13 protein-coding genes and 2 tRNA genes are annotated in these 14551 nt (G+C 54.3%); 3 read left to right on the top strand and 12 right to left on the bottom strand.

Annotated features, from left to right (window positions below; all coding sequences use genetic code 11):
* Nucleotides 1–139: 139 nt before the first annotated feature.
* Together FAP39_RS12295 and FAP39_RS12290 are read left to right on the top strand one after the other, a co-directional pair.
* Nucleotides 140–214 (top strand) — tRNA-Glu (locus FAP39_RS12295).
* Between the two features lie 82 nt (nt 215–296).
* Nucleotides 297–371 (top strand) — tRNA-Glu (locus FAP39_RS12290).
* Nucleotides 372–564: 193 nt separating this feature from the next.
* Here FAP39_RS12290 and FAP39_RS12285 read toward each other — a convergent pair.
* From FAP39_RS12285 to FAP39_RS12235, 12 genes are all read right to left on the bottom strand, one after another.
* Nucleotides 565–3024, bottom strand: coding sequence for a GcvT family protein (locus FAP39_RS12285; protein WP_138016699.1), 2460 nt, complete (start codon nt 3022–3024; stop codon nt 565–567).
* 157 nt (nt 3025–3181) lie between these two features.
* The gene (locus FAP39_RS12280) at nt 3182–4108 is read right to left on the bottom strand and encodes an ABC transporter transmembrane domain-containing protein (RefSeq protein WP_138016698.1); all 927 of its coding nucleotides are present in this window, start codon (nt 4106–4108) and stop codon (nt 3182–3184) included.
* Nucleotides 4109–4240: 132 nt separating this feature from the next.
* Nucleotides 4241–4525: a TrmO family methyltransferase domain-containing protein gene (locus FAP39_RS12275; protein WP_246059126.1), complete on the bottom strand. Its 285-nt coding sequence runs from the start codon at nt 4523–4525 to the stop codon at nt 4241–4243.
* Entirely contained in the window at nt 4498–4728 is a 231-nt protein-coding gene (locus FAP39_RS17660; RefSeq protein WP_212743421.1) for a hypothetical protein, read from the bottom strand. Before FAP39_RS17660 ends, FAP39_RS12275 begins: the two co-directional genes overlap by 28 nt.
* A 13-nt stretch (nt 4729–4741) precedes the next feature.
* Nucleotides 4742–6022 carry a BatD family protein gene (locus tag FAP39_RS12270; RefSeq protein ID WP_138016697.1) on the bottom strand — a complete coding sequence of 427 codons (1281 nt, stop codon included), beginning with the start codon at nt 6020–6022 and terminating at the stop codon, nt 4742–4744.
* On the bottom strand, nt 6019–7545 hold the full coding sequence (locus FAP39_RS12265; protein WP_138016696.1) for a vWA domain-containing protein: 1527 nt from the start codon (nt 7543–7545) through the stop codon (nt 6019–6021). The genes FAP39_RS12270 and FAP39_RS12265 overlap by 4 nt, the downstream gene beginning before the upstream one ends.
* Nucleotides 7545–8528 (bottom strand): vWA domain-containing protein, encoded by a 984-nt coding sequence (locus FAP39_RS12260; RefSeq protein ID WP_138016695.1) that lies wholly within the window; start codon nt 8526–8528, stop codon nt 7545–7547. Before FAP39_RS12260 ends, FAP39_RS12265 begins: the two co-directional genes overlap by 1 nt.
* A complete protein-coding gene (locus FAP39_RS12255; protein WP_138016694.1) occupies nt 8528–9010 on the bottom strand; it encodes a DUF4381 domain-containing protein in 483 nt (160 codons plus the stop codon). The genes FAP39_RS12260 and FAP39_RS12255 overlap by 1 nt, the downstream gene beginning before the upstream one ends.
* Nucleotides 9007–9954, bottom strand: coding sequence for a DUF58 domain-containing protein (locus FAP39_RS12250; protein ID WP_138016693.1), 948 nt, complete (start codon nt 9952–9954; stop codon nt 9007–9009). The genes FAP39_RS12255 and FAP39_RS12250 overlap by 4 nt, the downstream gene beginning before the upstream one ends.
* Nucleotides 9955–9961: 7 nt before the next feature.
* Entirely contained in the window at nt 9962–10945 is a 984-nt protein-coding gene (locus FAP39_RS12245) for an AAA family ATPase (protein WP_138016692.1), read from the bottom strand.
* 22 nt (nt 10946–10967) lie between these two features.
* Nucleotides 10968–11960, bottom strand: coding sequence for an HAD family hydrolase (locus tag FAP39_RS12240; protein WP_425471425.1), 993 nt, complete (start codon nt 11958–11960; stop codon nt 10968–10970).
* Nucleotides 11961–12060: 100 nt separating this feature from the next.
* Nucleotides 12061–13578, bottom strand: a complete 1518-nt coding sequence (locus FAP39_RS12235; RefSeq protein ID WP_212743422.1) for an arylsulfatase — start codon at nt 13576–13578, stop codon at nt 12061–12063.
* 267 nt (nt 13579–13845) lie between these two features.
* On the opposite strand from FAP39_RS12235, the gene FAP39_RS12230 reads away from it, so the two are divergent.
* Nucleotides 13846–14532 carry a Crp/Fnr family transcriptional regulator gene (locus tag FAP39_RS12230; RefSeq protein WP_138016690.1) on the top strand — a complete coding sequence of 229 codons (687 nt, stop codon included), beginning with the start codon at nt 13846–13848 and terminating at the stop codon, nt 14530–14532.
* The last annotated feature ends 19 nt before the right edge of the window (nt 14533–14551 follow it).

The following is a 14551-nucleotide window of genomic DNA, read 5'->3' as shown; positions in this document are numbered from 1 at the left end:
ACTCGCATGACCAATGCACGGCCTCAGGTCGCGCTTTCCGGTATGCCCATAGGGGTTTGGTAAAAAATCGAACGGACTCTGCAATTTATGCTTGCGCCCCGCAAAGCCATTGCCTAAATACCGCCTCACACTTCGGTATGGCCCGTTCGTCTATCGGTTAGGACGCCAGGTTTTCAACCTGGAAAGAGGGGTTCGATTCCCCTACGGGCTGCCACCGAGTGTAAAAGAGCAAAAGGACCAATTGGCCCTAATGTTTGTGNAAGAGCAAAAGGACCAATTGGCCCTAATGTTTGTGTGGCCCGTTCGTCTATCGGTTAGGACGCCAGGTTTTCAACCTGGAAAGAGGGGTTCGATTCCCCTACGGGCTGCCACAAAAATCCACACATCGTTGATTTTTCAGAGAAAACGCCAGATCTCAAGGCGGGTTACCCACCTCTTTTAATCAAGACACGCCTAAAGCGGTCCCGTTTGGTGACTACCATCAATACTCTGGCACGCGCGTCACTGACCAAGGACCAAAGGCCGATCAGCGCGCGCAGAATACTGTCATACTACAAGCCCTAGCTAGGATTTGATCTTGTCCATCGTTGGGTCAAACAACGGCCGCAAAGATGCAACTGCATCAATACGTGTGCCCGCCACATCAATCTGCCACCCCCCGTCGTGAACGATTGTGCTCGTGAGGGGTTCACCCAATTCGACAAAGCCGATTCCCACTGCCCCGCCAAGCGAGTGGCCATACCCTCCGATCTGCAGATAGCCGACCTCTTGGCCGTTCAGATAGATCAATTCGTTGCCATACAGCAGCGGCTCGGGGTCTTTCAGCAAAAACTGCAGCATACGGGTCGATGGCACGCCCTTGCCTTTGATCGCAGCCAGCGCATCTCGGCCAATGAAGCCGCCAGATTTGTCCAATTTGACCGCAAAACCCAACCCAGCTTCAATCGGATTGTCGGTGTTATCGACGTCCAGCCCAAAATCCCGATAGGCCTTTTCGAGGCGTAGACTGTTCAAGGTTTGCATCCCCGCATCACGAAGCCCGAACTCTTTTCCTGCCTCCTTGAGCAAATCATAAACTTGCACTGCGGCGTAAGACGGCACCTGTAGCTCCCAGCCCAGTTCGCCCACAAACGTGACGCGAAAGGCTTTGATGACCCAATACCCGACATCAATGTCCTGCCATGTCATAAACGGGAATGCCGCATTCGACAGATCAGCGCTGGACACTTTTTCCATCAGATGGCGCGCCTTGGGGCCATGGATGTTAATTTGCGTGATCGCAGGTGTCAGATCGGTGATGACGACCACCTCTCCATCTTGGATATGGCGCTTCATGTGCATCAATGTATGACCATGGCTGTTTTCACCAACCACCACCATAAACTTGTCTTGCGCCAGGCGTGTCACGGTCAGATCGGCCTCAAAGCCACCCTGTTCATTGACCCATGCCGTGTATACCAGACGCCCAACGGCGACGTCCACGTCGTTACACGACAATCGGCTCATCAATGCCAACGCGCTTGGCCCTTCGACATTGAATTTGGACATCGTGGACATATCCATAATGATCACATCTTCACGCGCGGCACGGTGTTCCTCGGCATGCCAATCGAACCAATTCTGGCGATGCCAGCTATAGTTCTCGATTTTGGCTTGGTCTGGCGTCGGTGCGAACCAGTCCGGCATTTCCCATCCATGACCATCGACAAAAAATGCGCCACTCGCAGCCAGTCGGTCATGCAAGACCGACCGTTTAAGATCGCGCGCAGTTTCATAGCCTTCGTTATGATAGTGCTGACCAAACATTTTCCCCAACAGCTCGGGGCCACGGTCCCGGCGGAATGCGCGAGTCGCTTCGTGACGTGTAAACCGGTTTACGTTGATACCCGTCACATCAACGGGGGGGATGCCATCGACAATCCAGTGCGCCAGCACCTTCCCGGTGCCCGCGCCATTCAAAATGCCCAGTGAATTCATACCACACGCGACAAAACAATTGCGCAATTCTGGTGTCTCCCCGACCAGAGGTGCCAAATCCGGCGTAAAGCTTTCGGGACCGCAAAACAGTTTGCGTACGCCAATATCCAAGGTCGACGGAACCCGAGAATAGGCCTTTTCAAGATGCGGTGTCACGCGATCCCAATCCGGATCAATTTCACCGAACGAAAAATCCTCGGGAATGCCATCAAGCTTCCAAGGAGCGGCACCCGGTTCGAACAGACCAAGCATCAGCCCCCCTACCTCTTCGCGGTAGTAAGTATAGGTCGACGGGTCTTCGAGAACAGGCAGATCACGGCTTAGACCCGGCACATTTTCGGTGATCAGATAATAGTGCTCGGCGGCTTGCAGGGGCAGGTTTATCCCGGCCTTTGCCCCCAATTGACGCGACCACATGCCCCCACAGATCACCACGTTCTCGGCGGTGATTGTCTGCCCGTCCGCAGTTTTCACGCCTGTCGCGGTTCCATTCTTGGCCAAGATTTCCGCAACGATCACACCTTCAAAAATCTGGGCGCCGCCCATACGCGCGCCTTTTGCCAAGGACATCGTCACATCAACTGGGTTCACGCGCCCATCTTCAGGAATGTAAAACCCCGCATGGACATCAGACAGGTCACCAATGGGAAACAGCTCTGCGGCCTCTTGCGGAGAGACCTCGTGGATATTGATCCCTTTGCGGCGCATAAACGGCGCCAAGCGGCGCATTTCATGAACGCGTTCTGGGTTACTGGCGATCTGCAAATAGCCCACATCCCGAAACCCGGTCGGCAGGCCGGTTTCCTGCTCCAGATTGGCATAGAGATCGCGGCCATGTGTATAAATCTCGCACTCGGCCTCTGATTTGAGCAAACCCGCGACAACCAGCCCTGCGGCATGCCATGTCGTGCCACTGGTCAATTGATCACGCTCGAGCACCACGACGTCTTTCATTCCCAATTTGGTCAAATGATACGCCGTATTACATCCGATAGAGCCGCCACCAATGATCACTGTTTGAGCGTGTTGAGGAAGTGTCCGTGCCATCTTGGGGCTCCTTGACGCAAGAATTAAATTTGATCAAATTTGTGCATTATCCTCCGGGGTAAATCAAGTGAATGATTGAATGACCATTCAATAGATATCAGACAAAGCACCCTTTATCCTCAATCTGCATATCCCGATACTATCCTACGCGGTCGGATCAGCGCGTTTGACCGCTTGCATCCATAATGCCTGCATCACGTAACAGTTCGAATTTCACCCGCGTCGCACTGACCTCTCGATAAAACGCAATAAGAAAGGCTGTCGGCGCCTGAAGCCTCTGAAGCCCCATCACAGCGGCAACGATTGTTCCAACATCTGTACGCCCCTCAATAACCAATGATCCCCCAAGCAATAGAACGGCAACCGTCCCAGCGCCATTAAGCGAGCTTAAGATGAATTTAGTCGACAGCTTCCAACGGAATATACTGCGTCGTGCAGCATAGATATCGTCAAAGGCCTGATGCACCTCTCCTTCAAGTGCGACGGCATCCTCAGAGCTCATTTGGCGATTGGCGCGCCGCAAGATATGCACGCGCTCGGAGATCAGCCCGTTTATCTTGGCCTGCGTAAGCAAGACCACAAACACTTGCGGAAGGATCATGGCAATCGCGATCAACCCCAACCTTGGTTGTGTAGACGCAATAAAGCCGATCACACTGATCAATGTCCCCACTTGCATCACAGGTTCGGAAAATGCGCTGCCGGTGAATTTCCCCAACTCCTCGGCCTCGGCAGAGATCATTGTGGCGCTTGTACCGGCATAGCTGGGATCATGCGCCACCTTTTCGGCGGCGTCGCGCAGTACCAGCCGACGCAAGAGACGGATGATGTCCTCGCCCAGCAAATTCGCACGATACCCCATTACCCACTTAAGCGCTAAGCTGATGAGAATCGTCGCCATCATCCCTACGCACATCCACACCAACGCGGCCCTGTCCATGCCCCCATCTGTCAGCCCGTTAATGATGTCCTTTTGAAAGTTCAGTGGCACTGCCGCGAGAACTGCAATCAACAATGACAGTACAATAAGAACAATCTGGCGCTTGCCGCTGGCGCGCCATATGGCGGAATAGAGTTGAAACACTGAGCGCTCCGGACATTGTTTTCTAGATACTGCGAACTGACCGGACTATTGGCAAGCCTGTTCACAGCAAACAGGTCTGCAAACGCCCCTCAAGGCGACCGACGAGACTCGCCGCCATCTTGACGCAGATCGTTATGCAAGGCCAGTGGCTGGTAAATCGATACTGGGCAACCAGGGTTTGATATCCACCAGAGGCGTGCGGTCAAAACAATCGATGGCGTCGATCCCGATCCTGCCGTTGGCAATGTCTAGGCTTGTTATTGTCACCGTTGCCAATGACACGGGGTTTGGCCGATTAGGAGAGCGCAGGGAAAACGTCCCGCGGCTGTTCTCAAGGTGTTTCGGGGTTTGTGTGATCAAATCACGGCGTGCCCGATCCATCCAATACATCAATACGATATTTTGCCCGACCTCAATTCCTTTGAGCCCTGCAAGATATGCCGTGTCCAGTTCGACCCACGCGTTTCCCCCGTTTCACGGGCCTGAATGATGTTCTTGGGGCAATTTCCGCGTGCCCAAGGGGTTCGAATGACGCCCACAAAACAGATACCGACATCCGCGCGCTCTGATGGATCGAACTCAAGCATCTCTTCGCCTGGTCGCACATCTGGAAGGTCCATGGTGTTCTCCGGGTCAGAAAGGATTCAAAGGCACAAGCTTTTGCCCACTGCCCGCCTTCTTGGATACAGCAAGCCGCGCGGTGCGCAAAGCTTCGAAACGGGCCATCACATCATTCCACGATGCCTCGCCAGAGTGCGATACAGAGCCAAACCGCGCACGGCCAATTTCAAACAGGCTCTGCTCGAAGGCATCTACATCATTATCTGCAGCAGGTGTCGTGCGCCGTTCCCATATCTGGCGGGCATGTGCCGTCTCGTGTAAATCTCTGGCTTGGATGGCCGCGCGCACTAAAGACGCCGCATAGACTTCGCTTTGTAAGTATTGTTCTTTCCGACGCTGACGACGCAACGATATCACAGGCCAGACGTACCGAATAAACCCCCAGACAATCAGCCCCAGAACCACGGCGGCCCCAGCCAAAATGGTTATCTGCTTGGGGGTAAACAATGGCTCGCGTGGTGCGGCGGGGCCGTCCACATGAAACCTGTGTTCCGCAAGCGTTTCGGTCACAATGGCATCGTTTTCAATATCAAACCATTGCACCTGAATTTCGGGCAAGATCACCTGCCCCCCGTATCGCGCCACATAGGTCACCGTGTCGACCCGCACGCCGGATAAAATGCCCCGGTTCTCTGACTCTGTGACGGTCGCCTCTTTCGGATACGGCTGGATCGCTTCGTTCGCAAACGGTGCCAACAGAGGCGGCACGAACAATGGCGACGTTCCGGTCACCTTGGTCGTAATCGTACGCGTCACCGCGTCCCCGGGGGCAAGTGTATCTTCAAACCCTTCCAGTTCCTCGGTAAGCGTCAGCCCCTGCGCCACAATCAACGGGCTCAGATCGCGCGCGTCTTCTGGCACCGAGGCCACGAAGGTGAGCTCTGGCAGGGTGACCGAGGTTGACACCGGATCAGGTGTCGGTGGCGCGGCATAGACCAGTTCAATCTGTTGCGACGGCATCGTAAACCGCCCCGGAACCATCGGATACAAACGATACGCGCGGGAAATACCAGACCACGTCTGGCCATCAATTTTCTGACTGACAGGGCCAGATGCACGTTCGGGCAAACGCACCATCAGGTTCGGGGTCTCGAAACTTGGGAACACGGGCGGGCTGGGCATCCAAGTGGGCACCAAAACCGTGATCCGCAATACTACGGGCTGGCCGACGGCAACTGTCTCGGTACTTAGTTCAGCCGTGACCTTGGGGCGTGGTGGCACGTCTTCTGCGCGCCCAAAAGTAGGAGACCACATCAAGCACAGAGCCAAGACCGTAAGCAGCATATGTCTCATTTCTGTGCTCCTGCCGCTTCGAGCAAAAAGCGGCTTTTCAGAAAATCCGCCATATTGGTGTCAACAGACCGCATCCACTGTTCTGTGGATTGAAATTCAGGGCCCTTTTCTGCGTAATCTTTGACGGTCTCTGCCCCGCGTTCTGCTTCGTTGTCAAACACCACATCATCCGCTCCAAGTCCGGCCTCTTCGCCAGTGTCACCTTGCTCTCGTGCAGTTTCGACATATTCAAGGGTATACTTTGCGACCTCAAGGTTATGCTGTGCCTCTGGGAAATCAGGCTGCAATTCCAATGCGCGTTCATAGGCGGCGATGGCGGGCCGATACTCGCGGTTGCGTATGCGCGACATACCCTCGCCCATTGCGGCTGACGCTGTATCGATCCGCGCAAACATCTCTGCGGCTTCGGGATATTGCCCCGCGCGATATTTTGCATACGCGCGCCACATTGGATCAACAAACAATTCACCAGCGTCATCAAAGCGTTTGTCGTGATAGGCAAGCATCCCCTGCTGATCCGGCGTCAGAAACCAGTCGGCAACATCCGCCTGAGCCGATTGAGGCCCCATCACCGTACTTGCGAGACCCAGCAAGATGATCCAGCGCATTGTCCATCCTCTTCTGAACCAGAGCAGTAGAATGAGCATCGCAGGCCAACCAAACATCCAACCTCGATCATCCCAATCCAAACGATCATCTCCCAACAATGACGCCCGGTACGCAGCCGCCGCTGCGCGCTCGATTTGGTCAAGATCCGTGTCATCCACCGAAAGCGGTACCACCTTCACGTTCGTAAGTTGTGCAAGTGCGCCTTGGGAAACATTTTCTGGTGCTGCAAATAGCACAATCACAGGTGCCTGGTTTTCGGATATCGGCGAGAACGCCGCCACATCAGCATCATCCAACCCATCAAGCACCAACAAGATGGCCCCGGGTGTCTGCACGCGTGCCAACTCAGCGCGCGCAAGGTCAAGCGCTGCGGTCGCATTTTGTCCCGCAGACGGCATGATCTCGGGGGATAACCCCTCGAGCAGTGCTTTCAAGATATTTGGATCATCTGTAAGCGGTGCCACGCGGTGCGCCGTGCCACCATAGGCCACAAGAGCAGTACTCGCACCGGCGCGCCGTCCAACCAAATCTTGGATCTTGAAACGCGCCCGTTCAAGACGGCTTGGCGAAACATCAGGGTTGGTCATCGACTCGCTGACCTCTAGAGCCACCACCAAAGGCGCTGTTTGCGACAAAAAGGGATTGGGTACACGGCTCCATGTGGGTCCCGCAGCAGCCAAGGTTCCAAGGCAAAGTGCCAGCGCGATGCCATCGATGGGCTGAAGGTTTTTCGTAGCATTTGACCCCACCGTCAGGGCTTCAGCCAGATGTGGCGCAATCCCCGACGCAGCATCTTGATCTTGTGCACGCGGATTGCGGACATTCCACCAAAGACCCAATATCACCGGAATCGCGATAAGAAACCACGGCCGCAGCACATGCAGAACACTTATGGCATCAAGAAAGGCTTGCATTACGTGCGCCTCCGCGTGCTCGTCGTGACCAGCCAAATCATCGCCAGAAGCGCAACCAACATCCCTGCACCGAAAGCCACCCAACCCAACGGCTGGCGAGGCTGAAACGTGATCGTTTCGGTGATACGCGGATTTAGGCGTTCGATCTTTGCGTAAATTTCGGCCAGACCCGCTTGGTCAAATCCATAATAGAAGGATCCTTTTGCGCGATTTGCGATATCTTCCAAAGTTCCCAAATCCACACGATCATCCCCCCCTGCCTTGGGATCCCCGACACCAATGGTGTAGATGGTAAGACCTTCTTGTGCTGCAATTTCGGCGGCATTGATCGGACTCATCGTGCTGGATGTATCAGCGCCGTCAGACAACAAGACCAACAGCCGTTGATCGACCTGACTTGTTTCAAAGGTTCGAATGGCAAGACCAATTGCATCGCCAATTGCGGTGTCAGGCCCCGCCATACACACCTGAGTATCCCCGAGCATGGTCGCGACGCTCTCAAGATCTTCGGTAAACGGTGTTTGTACATAGGCACGCGAACCAAAAACAATCAGGCTAATCCGGTCGCCATCTCGCTGCGCAATGAAATCTTCGACCACATCTTTGACAACCTGCAACCGCTGCTGTGGCTTGCCATCTGCATCTTTCATGTCCCGCGCATCCATGGATCCCGACAGATCAACGGCCAACGCCAAATCACGCGCGGCCTTTTCAACTGTGACGCGCTGACCCAGCAATTCTGGCCGCGCAAGCCCGACAATCAACATCACCCAACACAGAACCGACGCAATCATCTGGATTTTACGCCGCCTGAGCACAACGGCCCCTTGCTTGGGCGTTAATCCAGTCGCCTCTGAAACCTCACGAAAGAACGGTATGCGAATGGCTTGGCTAAACGATCGATACGGCGGGGCATAGCGCCAGACAAGATATGGCGCGGGCAACAACAAAACGGCCCAAGGAAAGGCAAAAGACAACGTCATTATGCGTGCCCTCCGATCGGTTTTTGCGCGCGCACCCAAGTTTCGGCCAACTTCGCCAGCCCCGTCACTGGCGGCGCGTCTTTGGCATAGGGCGCGCGGGCAACAACTTGGCCTATCCCGCTCACAAACTCAGTGCCTGCATAATGCTGGTCCAGAAAATCAAGCCACTCTTTGCCGACCAGTCCAGCAACATCAGAGCGTGGATACGCGGCCAAGGCCGTGCGCCGCAAGATGTCCGCCACCATGACTGGATCGTCATGACAATTTTGCAGTTCTCGCAATGCAGCCCGCTGATAGGCTGTGCGCCGTCGATATGACATCCGGACAGCCACGGCCCATATGCAGAGCGCAAGCATGCCAAGCCCCAGCCAGATCCACCCTTGGGTCTGGGGCCACATCGAAATCGGCGCGGGCTCTGCTGGTGGGATCAACATGTCCAAGAGTTGAACAAGGTTCTTTCCCTCGAAATCCTGATCTGTCATCTGCCCGGCCTAGCCCCAAATAAAGCCAACATTTGCGGCAATGTCTCTTCGGCAGCACTGAGCGGCAGAACCGGAATGGCATATTTGCGACTCCAGTCAAGCAGCGGATCAAGCCGTTTGCCTAAATACTCTTGCAAGCCAAGACGCGTGGCCTTGTCACGCGTATCAAGCGCCATCTGCAGTGTTCCATCGGACGCGACGATACGAAACCCGTCAGGCATCTCTGCTCCACTGGGGTCCGAGATCGGGAAAAGAATAAGATCATTGTGTAATGCCAGACGATGCATCAACTTCTCGGTGCGGGCATCAATGCCATCAAAATCGCTAAAGACAAGGATCATCGCGCCTGTTTTAGAGATGCGCACCGCCGCTTCGAGCTGAGCGTTCAAGGTCACGGGGCCTGTCGCATCTTGTCCAGCATGCAGCCGTTGGTTGGCTTGCGCGAGAATGCCCAAAAACTGGTTCAACGCGACCGTGCTGGCCTTGGGCTTGAGTTCAGCAATGTGATCATTGCCAAACACCAGCCCCCCAACACGATCCCCCTGAATACGCAAGCGCCATGCCGCCAGCGCGGCGGCCTCGGCGGCGGTCACAGATTTCATGTTGCGCACGGTGCCGTAAAACATCGACATCCGCTGATCGACCAACAACAACGCAGGCCGGTCTCGCTCTTCTGTGTACACCCGCACATGGGGTTCGCCGGTGCGCGCCGTGACTTTCCAGTCAATCGTGCGAATGTCATCACCCTGTTGATAATGACGCAATTCTTCAAAGTTCAGACCACGCCCGCGCAGCTTGGACGCATGTCGCCCATTCAATGCAGATCGCGCCGGTTGCTTTGGCAAGAAACTGAGCGCGCGGGCATGCCGTTCCATACGCCGCAACTGTGCCATATCCACATGTACGCGTGGATCAAATGTCGGATTTGAAATCTTATCAGGCATCACCGTCTCAAGGCAAAGCCACAAGCGACAAGATACGCTTGATCACCTGATCTGCCGACATTCCGTCGCCTTGTGCCTCATAGCTCAGAGAAATACGGTGCCGCAAAACGTCGGGCGCAATGGCGCGAATATCTTCTGGATCGACATAGTCTCTGCCCGCCATCCACGCATGCACACGCCCACATTTATCAAGCGCCAACGATGCCCGCGGGGACGCGCCGATTTCGATCCACCGCCCCAGTTCTTCGTCCAAAGCAGCGGGCGTTCGCGTGGCCTGTACCAAATCCGCCATGTACCGATCCATGGCATCCGCAACATGGATTTCCCCAATCTCGGCGCGTGCATCAAACACCGCTTGCTGCGGGATAACCGCTGCGGCCTCCTGCGGTTTTCCATCTGGCGCGTTTGTGGCGTGCTCTTCTGCGCGCACAAGCCGGATCACTTCGACTTCGTCTTCCACCGGCGGATATTCGACTTTGACCAGCATCAAAAACCGGTCCATCTGCGCTTCGGGCAGAGGATATGTGCCTTCTTGCTCAATCGGGTTTTGCGTCGCCATCACAATAAACAATGGCGGCATTTTATGCGTCGTCCCTGCCACGGTCACTTGGCGTTCTTCCATGGCTTCCAACAGGGCGGCCTGAACTTTGGCAGGTGCGCGGTTGATCTCGTCAGCAAGCACGATGTTGGCAAAGATCGGCCCTGCCTCGAACCGGAATTCGCCGGTCCCACCTGCTTGATGGTATACTTCCGTGCCGGTCACATCTGATGGCAACAAGTCAGGCGTAAACTGGATTCGGCTAAAGTCCGCCTCAAGATTCTTGGTCATTGCTTTGACCGCGCGTGTCTTGGCCAACCCGGGTAATCCTTCGATCAACAGGTTTCCGTTGGCAAGCAAACCAATCACAAGGCGATCAATCACATCACGCTGACCAATGATTGTTTTGCCCATCTGTTCTTTGAGGGCCATGATTTGGGCGTGCGTCGTCATTGTTTTGAAGTCCTGCCTAAAGTTATTGTGGGGCCACTGGGAAAATCTTGGCCCAATCCTTGGCCATGTCGATCACCAACCAGCCTCGGTCCTCAGCTTCATCCAGCCCGCGTTTCAGAACACCGATGTGCCCATCACGATCATAGGCCCATTCGCGGTTTGCATCGGTGTGGTGCACATAGAGGCCAAGGCGCGCACCTTCACCGGCAGTTGTCCACTCGAGCATCTGGAAATCACCGTCAGAGTTGCCACCGGCCATAATTGGACGGCGTCCGATATGGCGGTCAATCGCGAGAGGTTTTCCCTCTTTGTCATCGTTGAAAAACAGTTCCGCTTCTTTTTGAATGACGGGCGTGGCCCCCGTCACATCATAGCTTGTGACGATTGATGATCCGATAACATGCTCAGGCGGAATGCCGTAGGCTTCCTCAGCAAACACGCGCATGAAATGGATGCCCCCACCCGAAACAATGTACGTATCAAAATCTTCGTCGCGCAAATACCGCAACAGCTCAAGCATGGGTTGATAGACCATCTGGTCGTACCGCAACCCTGTGGTTGGATGACGTGCAGTCTCTAGCCACATGGCTACACCAGCTTGAAAGTCTTCGACGCTTTGGCCCGCATGCGACAATGCCAGAACATCCAACAGCGCCGCGTTCCCGCCAGCCATTACGGCTTGCACGTCGCCTTTTGCGGCGGCCTTACGAGCGTCGGTTGTCAGGATAGACGGATCATCTTTGGCCATACGCGCGACGGTATCGACCGCATAAAACAATTGAAAATATAGCGGTTGTTCCGCCCAAAGTGTGCCATCGTTGTCAAATGTCGCGATACGCGCTGCGGGGGTCACATACATTTCGGAAGCTGGATCAGTGACAGCCTCAACAAAAGAGATAACCCGTGCTTTGGCCGCAGTGTCATTCCATGATGGCAAAGGGTCAGCACTGGCTCCGGTTGCAAAAAACAAAAGCATCCCAGCAGCCGGGACATGCCGAAAAAGGTGACGCAACATCATACTGAAGCCCTCAAAAATTAGGTGTGTACTCGAAATCTAGCACTTAAAATTGACACCGCCCAGCAAAGTTCATGCTGGGCGGTATGTTTGCTAAAGGTTACTTCGAACCCATTTGGCTAAAGATCTTGTCCTTGGCGTCGCCGATCGTAAAGCTGCCCGGTTTTTGACGTGGCGGGAACTCTTCAAAGGTAGCCAGGAACTGGGCGGTGTACTCTGCAGCAGGAAGCAACAGATAAACCCGATCCAAATACCAATCCCAATAGGTGTTGGATGTAATGGTGGCGCGTTCATATGGATCGCGACGCAAGTTGAACAACAGCGGAATACGCAACTCGGTCCAAGGCTCGGCCCAAGCTTGCAAAGTCTGCGGATAACGATGCTCTAGGAAGATTGCTTTCCAGTCATCATAGCGCAGCGCCGTCAGGTCACCATCATCCGAGAAATAGAAAATCTCGTGACGTGGGCCTTCTTCGGCTTCACCAGTCAGGTATGGCAAGAAGTTATAGCCATCCAGATGGACCTTGTATTCACGACCAATCGCCTGAACACCACCAGCTTTCAGCTGCTCTTTGATATCCGGGTTTCCGGCAACAGCCACATATGTCGGCAACCAATCCATGTGGTGCATGATTTCGTTGCTGACAGATCCAGCTTCAATCTTACCAGGCCAACGCACCATAGATGGCACGCGCCAGCCACCTTCCCAGTTGGTGTTCTTTTCACCACGGAACGGTGTCATCGCCGCATCAGGCCAGCTGTTCATGTGCGGGCCGTTGTCGGTGGAATAGTGCACGATAGTGTTATCGGCGATTCCCAGTTCATCGAGAACTGCGAGAAACTCACCAACATGCATGTCATGCTCGACCATGCCAGCCTGATACTCGTCAAGATGACGACCGGCCAACTCATCAGCCTTCACACGCATCTCGTCTTTGACGTGCGTACGGAAGTGCATCCGAGTACCCGACCACCAAACGAACCAAGGCTCACCTTCTGCAGTTTTACGCTTGATAAAGTCGATGGCAGCTGCGGATGTTTCCTCGTCCACAGTTTCCATACGTTTTTTGGTCAACGGGCCGGTGTCTTCGATGGCACCGTCAGCTGATGACTTGATCACACCACGCGGACCAAACCGCTCGCGGAACTCCGCATTTTGTGGATAATCTTCGTTCTCAGGCTCTTCTTCTGCATTCAAGTGATACAGATTGCCGAAAAACTCGTCAAAACCATGGTTGGTGGGCAGCATTTCATCGCGATCACCAAGGTGGTTTTTACCAAATTGGCCCGTGGCATACCCTTGTGCTTTCAAGAGGCCAGCGATGGTTGGATCTTCAATCTGCATACCTTCTTTGGCACCAGGCATACCCACTTTGGACAGCCCCGTACGGAACACTGATTGGCCCATGATGTAAGAAGACCGGCCTGCAGTACAGGACTGCTCGCCATAATAGTCAGTGAAGATCATGCCTTCTTTGGCGACGCGGTCAATATTCGGCGTTTGATAGCCCATCACGCCCATTGTGTAGGCAGAAATGTTTGACTGGCCGATATCATCGCCCCAGATCACCAAAATATTTGGTTTTTCATCTTGCGCCCATGCGGGCGCCGCAAGCATCACCGTCGCAGAGGCAAACGCCAGCTTTCGCAGCGGCTGTCGCCATCGGTTGTGTGAGAGGTTGGTTTGAAACATCAATATCTCCAGAACAAAGGCCCAAAAACAGCCCATAACGAAAAAAGAGTGCCGACCTGAACACCCTTCAGGTCGAACACACGAGAACTCGTGCAACGCACAGTATGGACAAAATCAGCTATATTGACATTGCCCCTTGAAACTAGACGAAAAAAAATACACCAATTCCATCAAATGAAGGAATTCACGTGAATGACCTACAAAATTCTACCCGGTGACGTAGCGCAAGTTTTGAAAACTGGATGGCTCTCGGAACGCGGGGAGAAGTTTCAAAAAGCGGCCCTGAAAATGGCCGTTCTCAGAACCTTTTCTGATGGCGAGATGCTGTATCACTATGGGGATCGCGCCGAAGGCCTGTATGCCATTGTGACGGGATCTGTCCGCGTTGCCGCCCCAGCAGACGACGGCCAAGAATTCACCGCACATCGCGGCGGAATTGGTTTTTGGATCGGAGACCTCGCCATGCTGTCAGACCAAACACGTCTGATTTCGCTTCAAGCCGTGGGCGATGTGCGCACTTTGATGCTCAAAAACTCAGAGATTCTCGAATTGGTGCGCAAGACGCCTGAATTTTACAAAGACTTTTACGCACTCACTCATAACAACATGAAAACTGCATTGCGCATTATGGCTAATCTCGCCGTTCAGCGCGCAGACCAGCGCCTCGCTCTGCGGTTGCTGCATTTGGCAGAAACAGCACATGATCACGAAGGGTGGATCAAAGCCTCTCAGGAGGAAATTTCTTCGATGATTGCCGCCTCTCTGCCGACCCTACAACGGATTTTACGGCGATTTTCCGACAGCGGGTATGTGGAAATCGGGTATGGTCGCATTCGCGTCAAAGATCGCAAAGCTCTGCTCGCGTTGTGCCAATCCTGACGTGTAACGGTTGTTTCAA

This window comes from Shimia litoralis (assembly GCF_005518135.1).
GTDB lineage: Bacteria > Pseudomonadota > Alphaproteobacteria > Rhodobacterales > Rhodobacteraceae > Shimia_E > Shimia_E litoralis.
The sequence above is the reverse complement of the archived record's forward strand: the minus strand, read 5'-3'. Positions and strand labels throughout refer to the sequence as shown.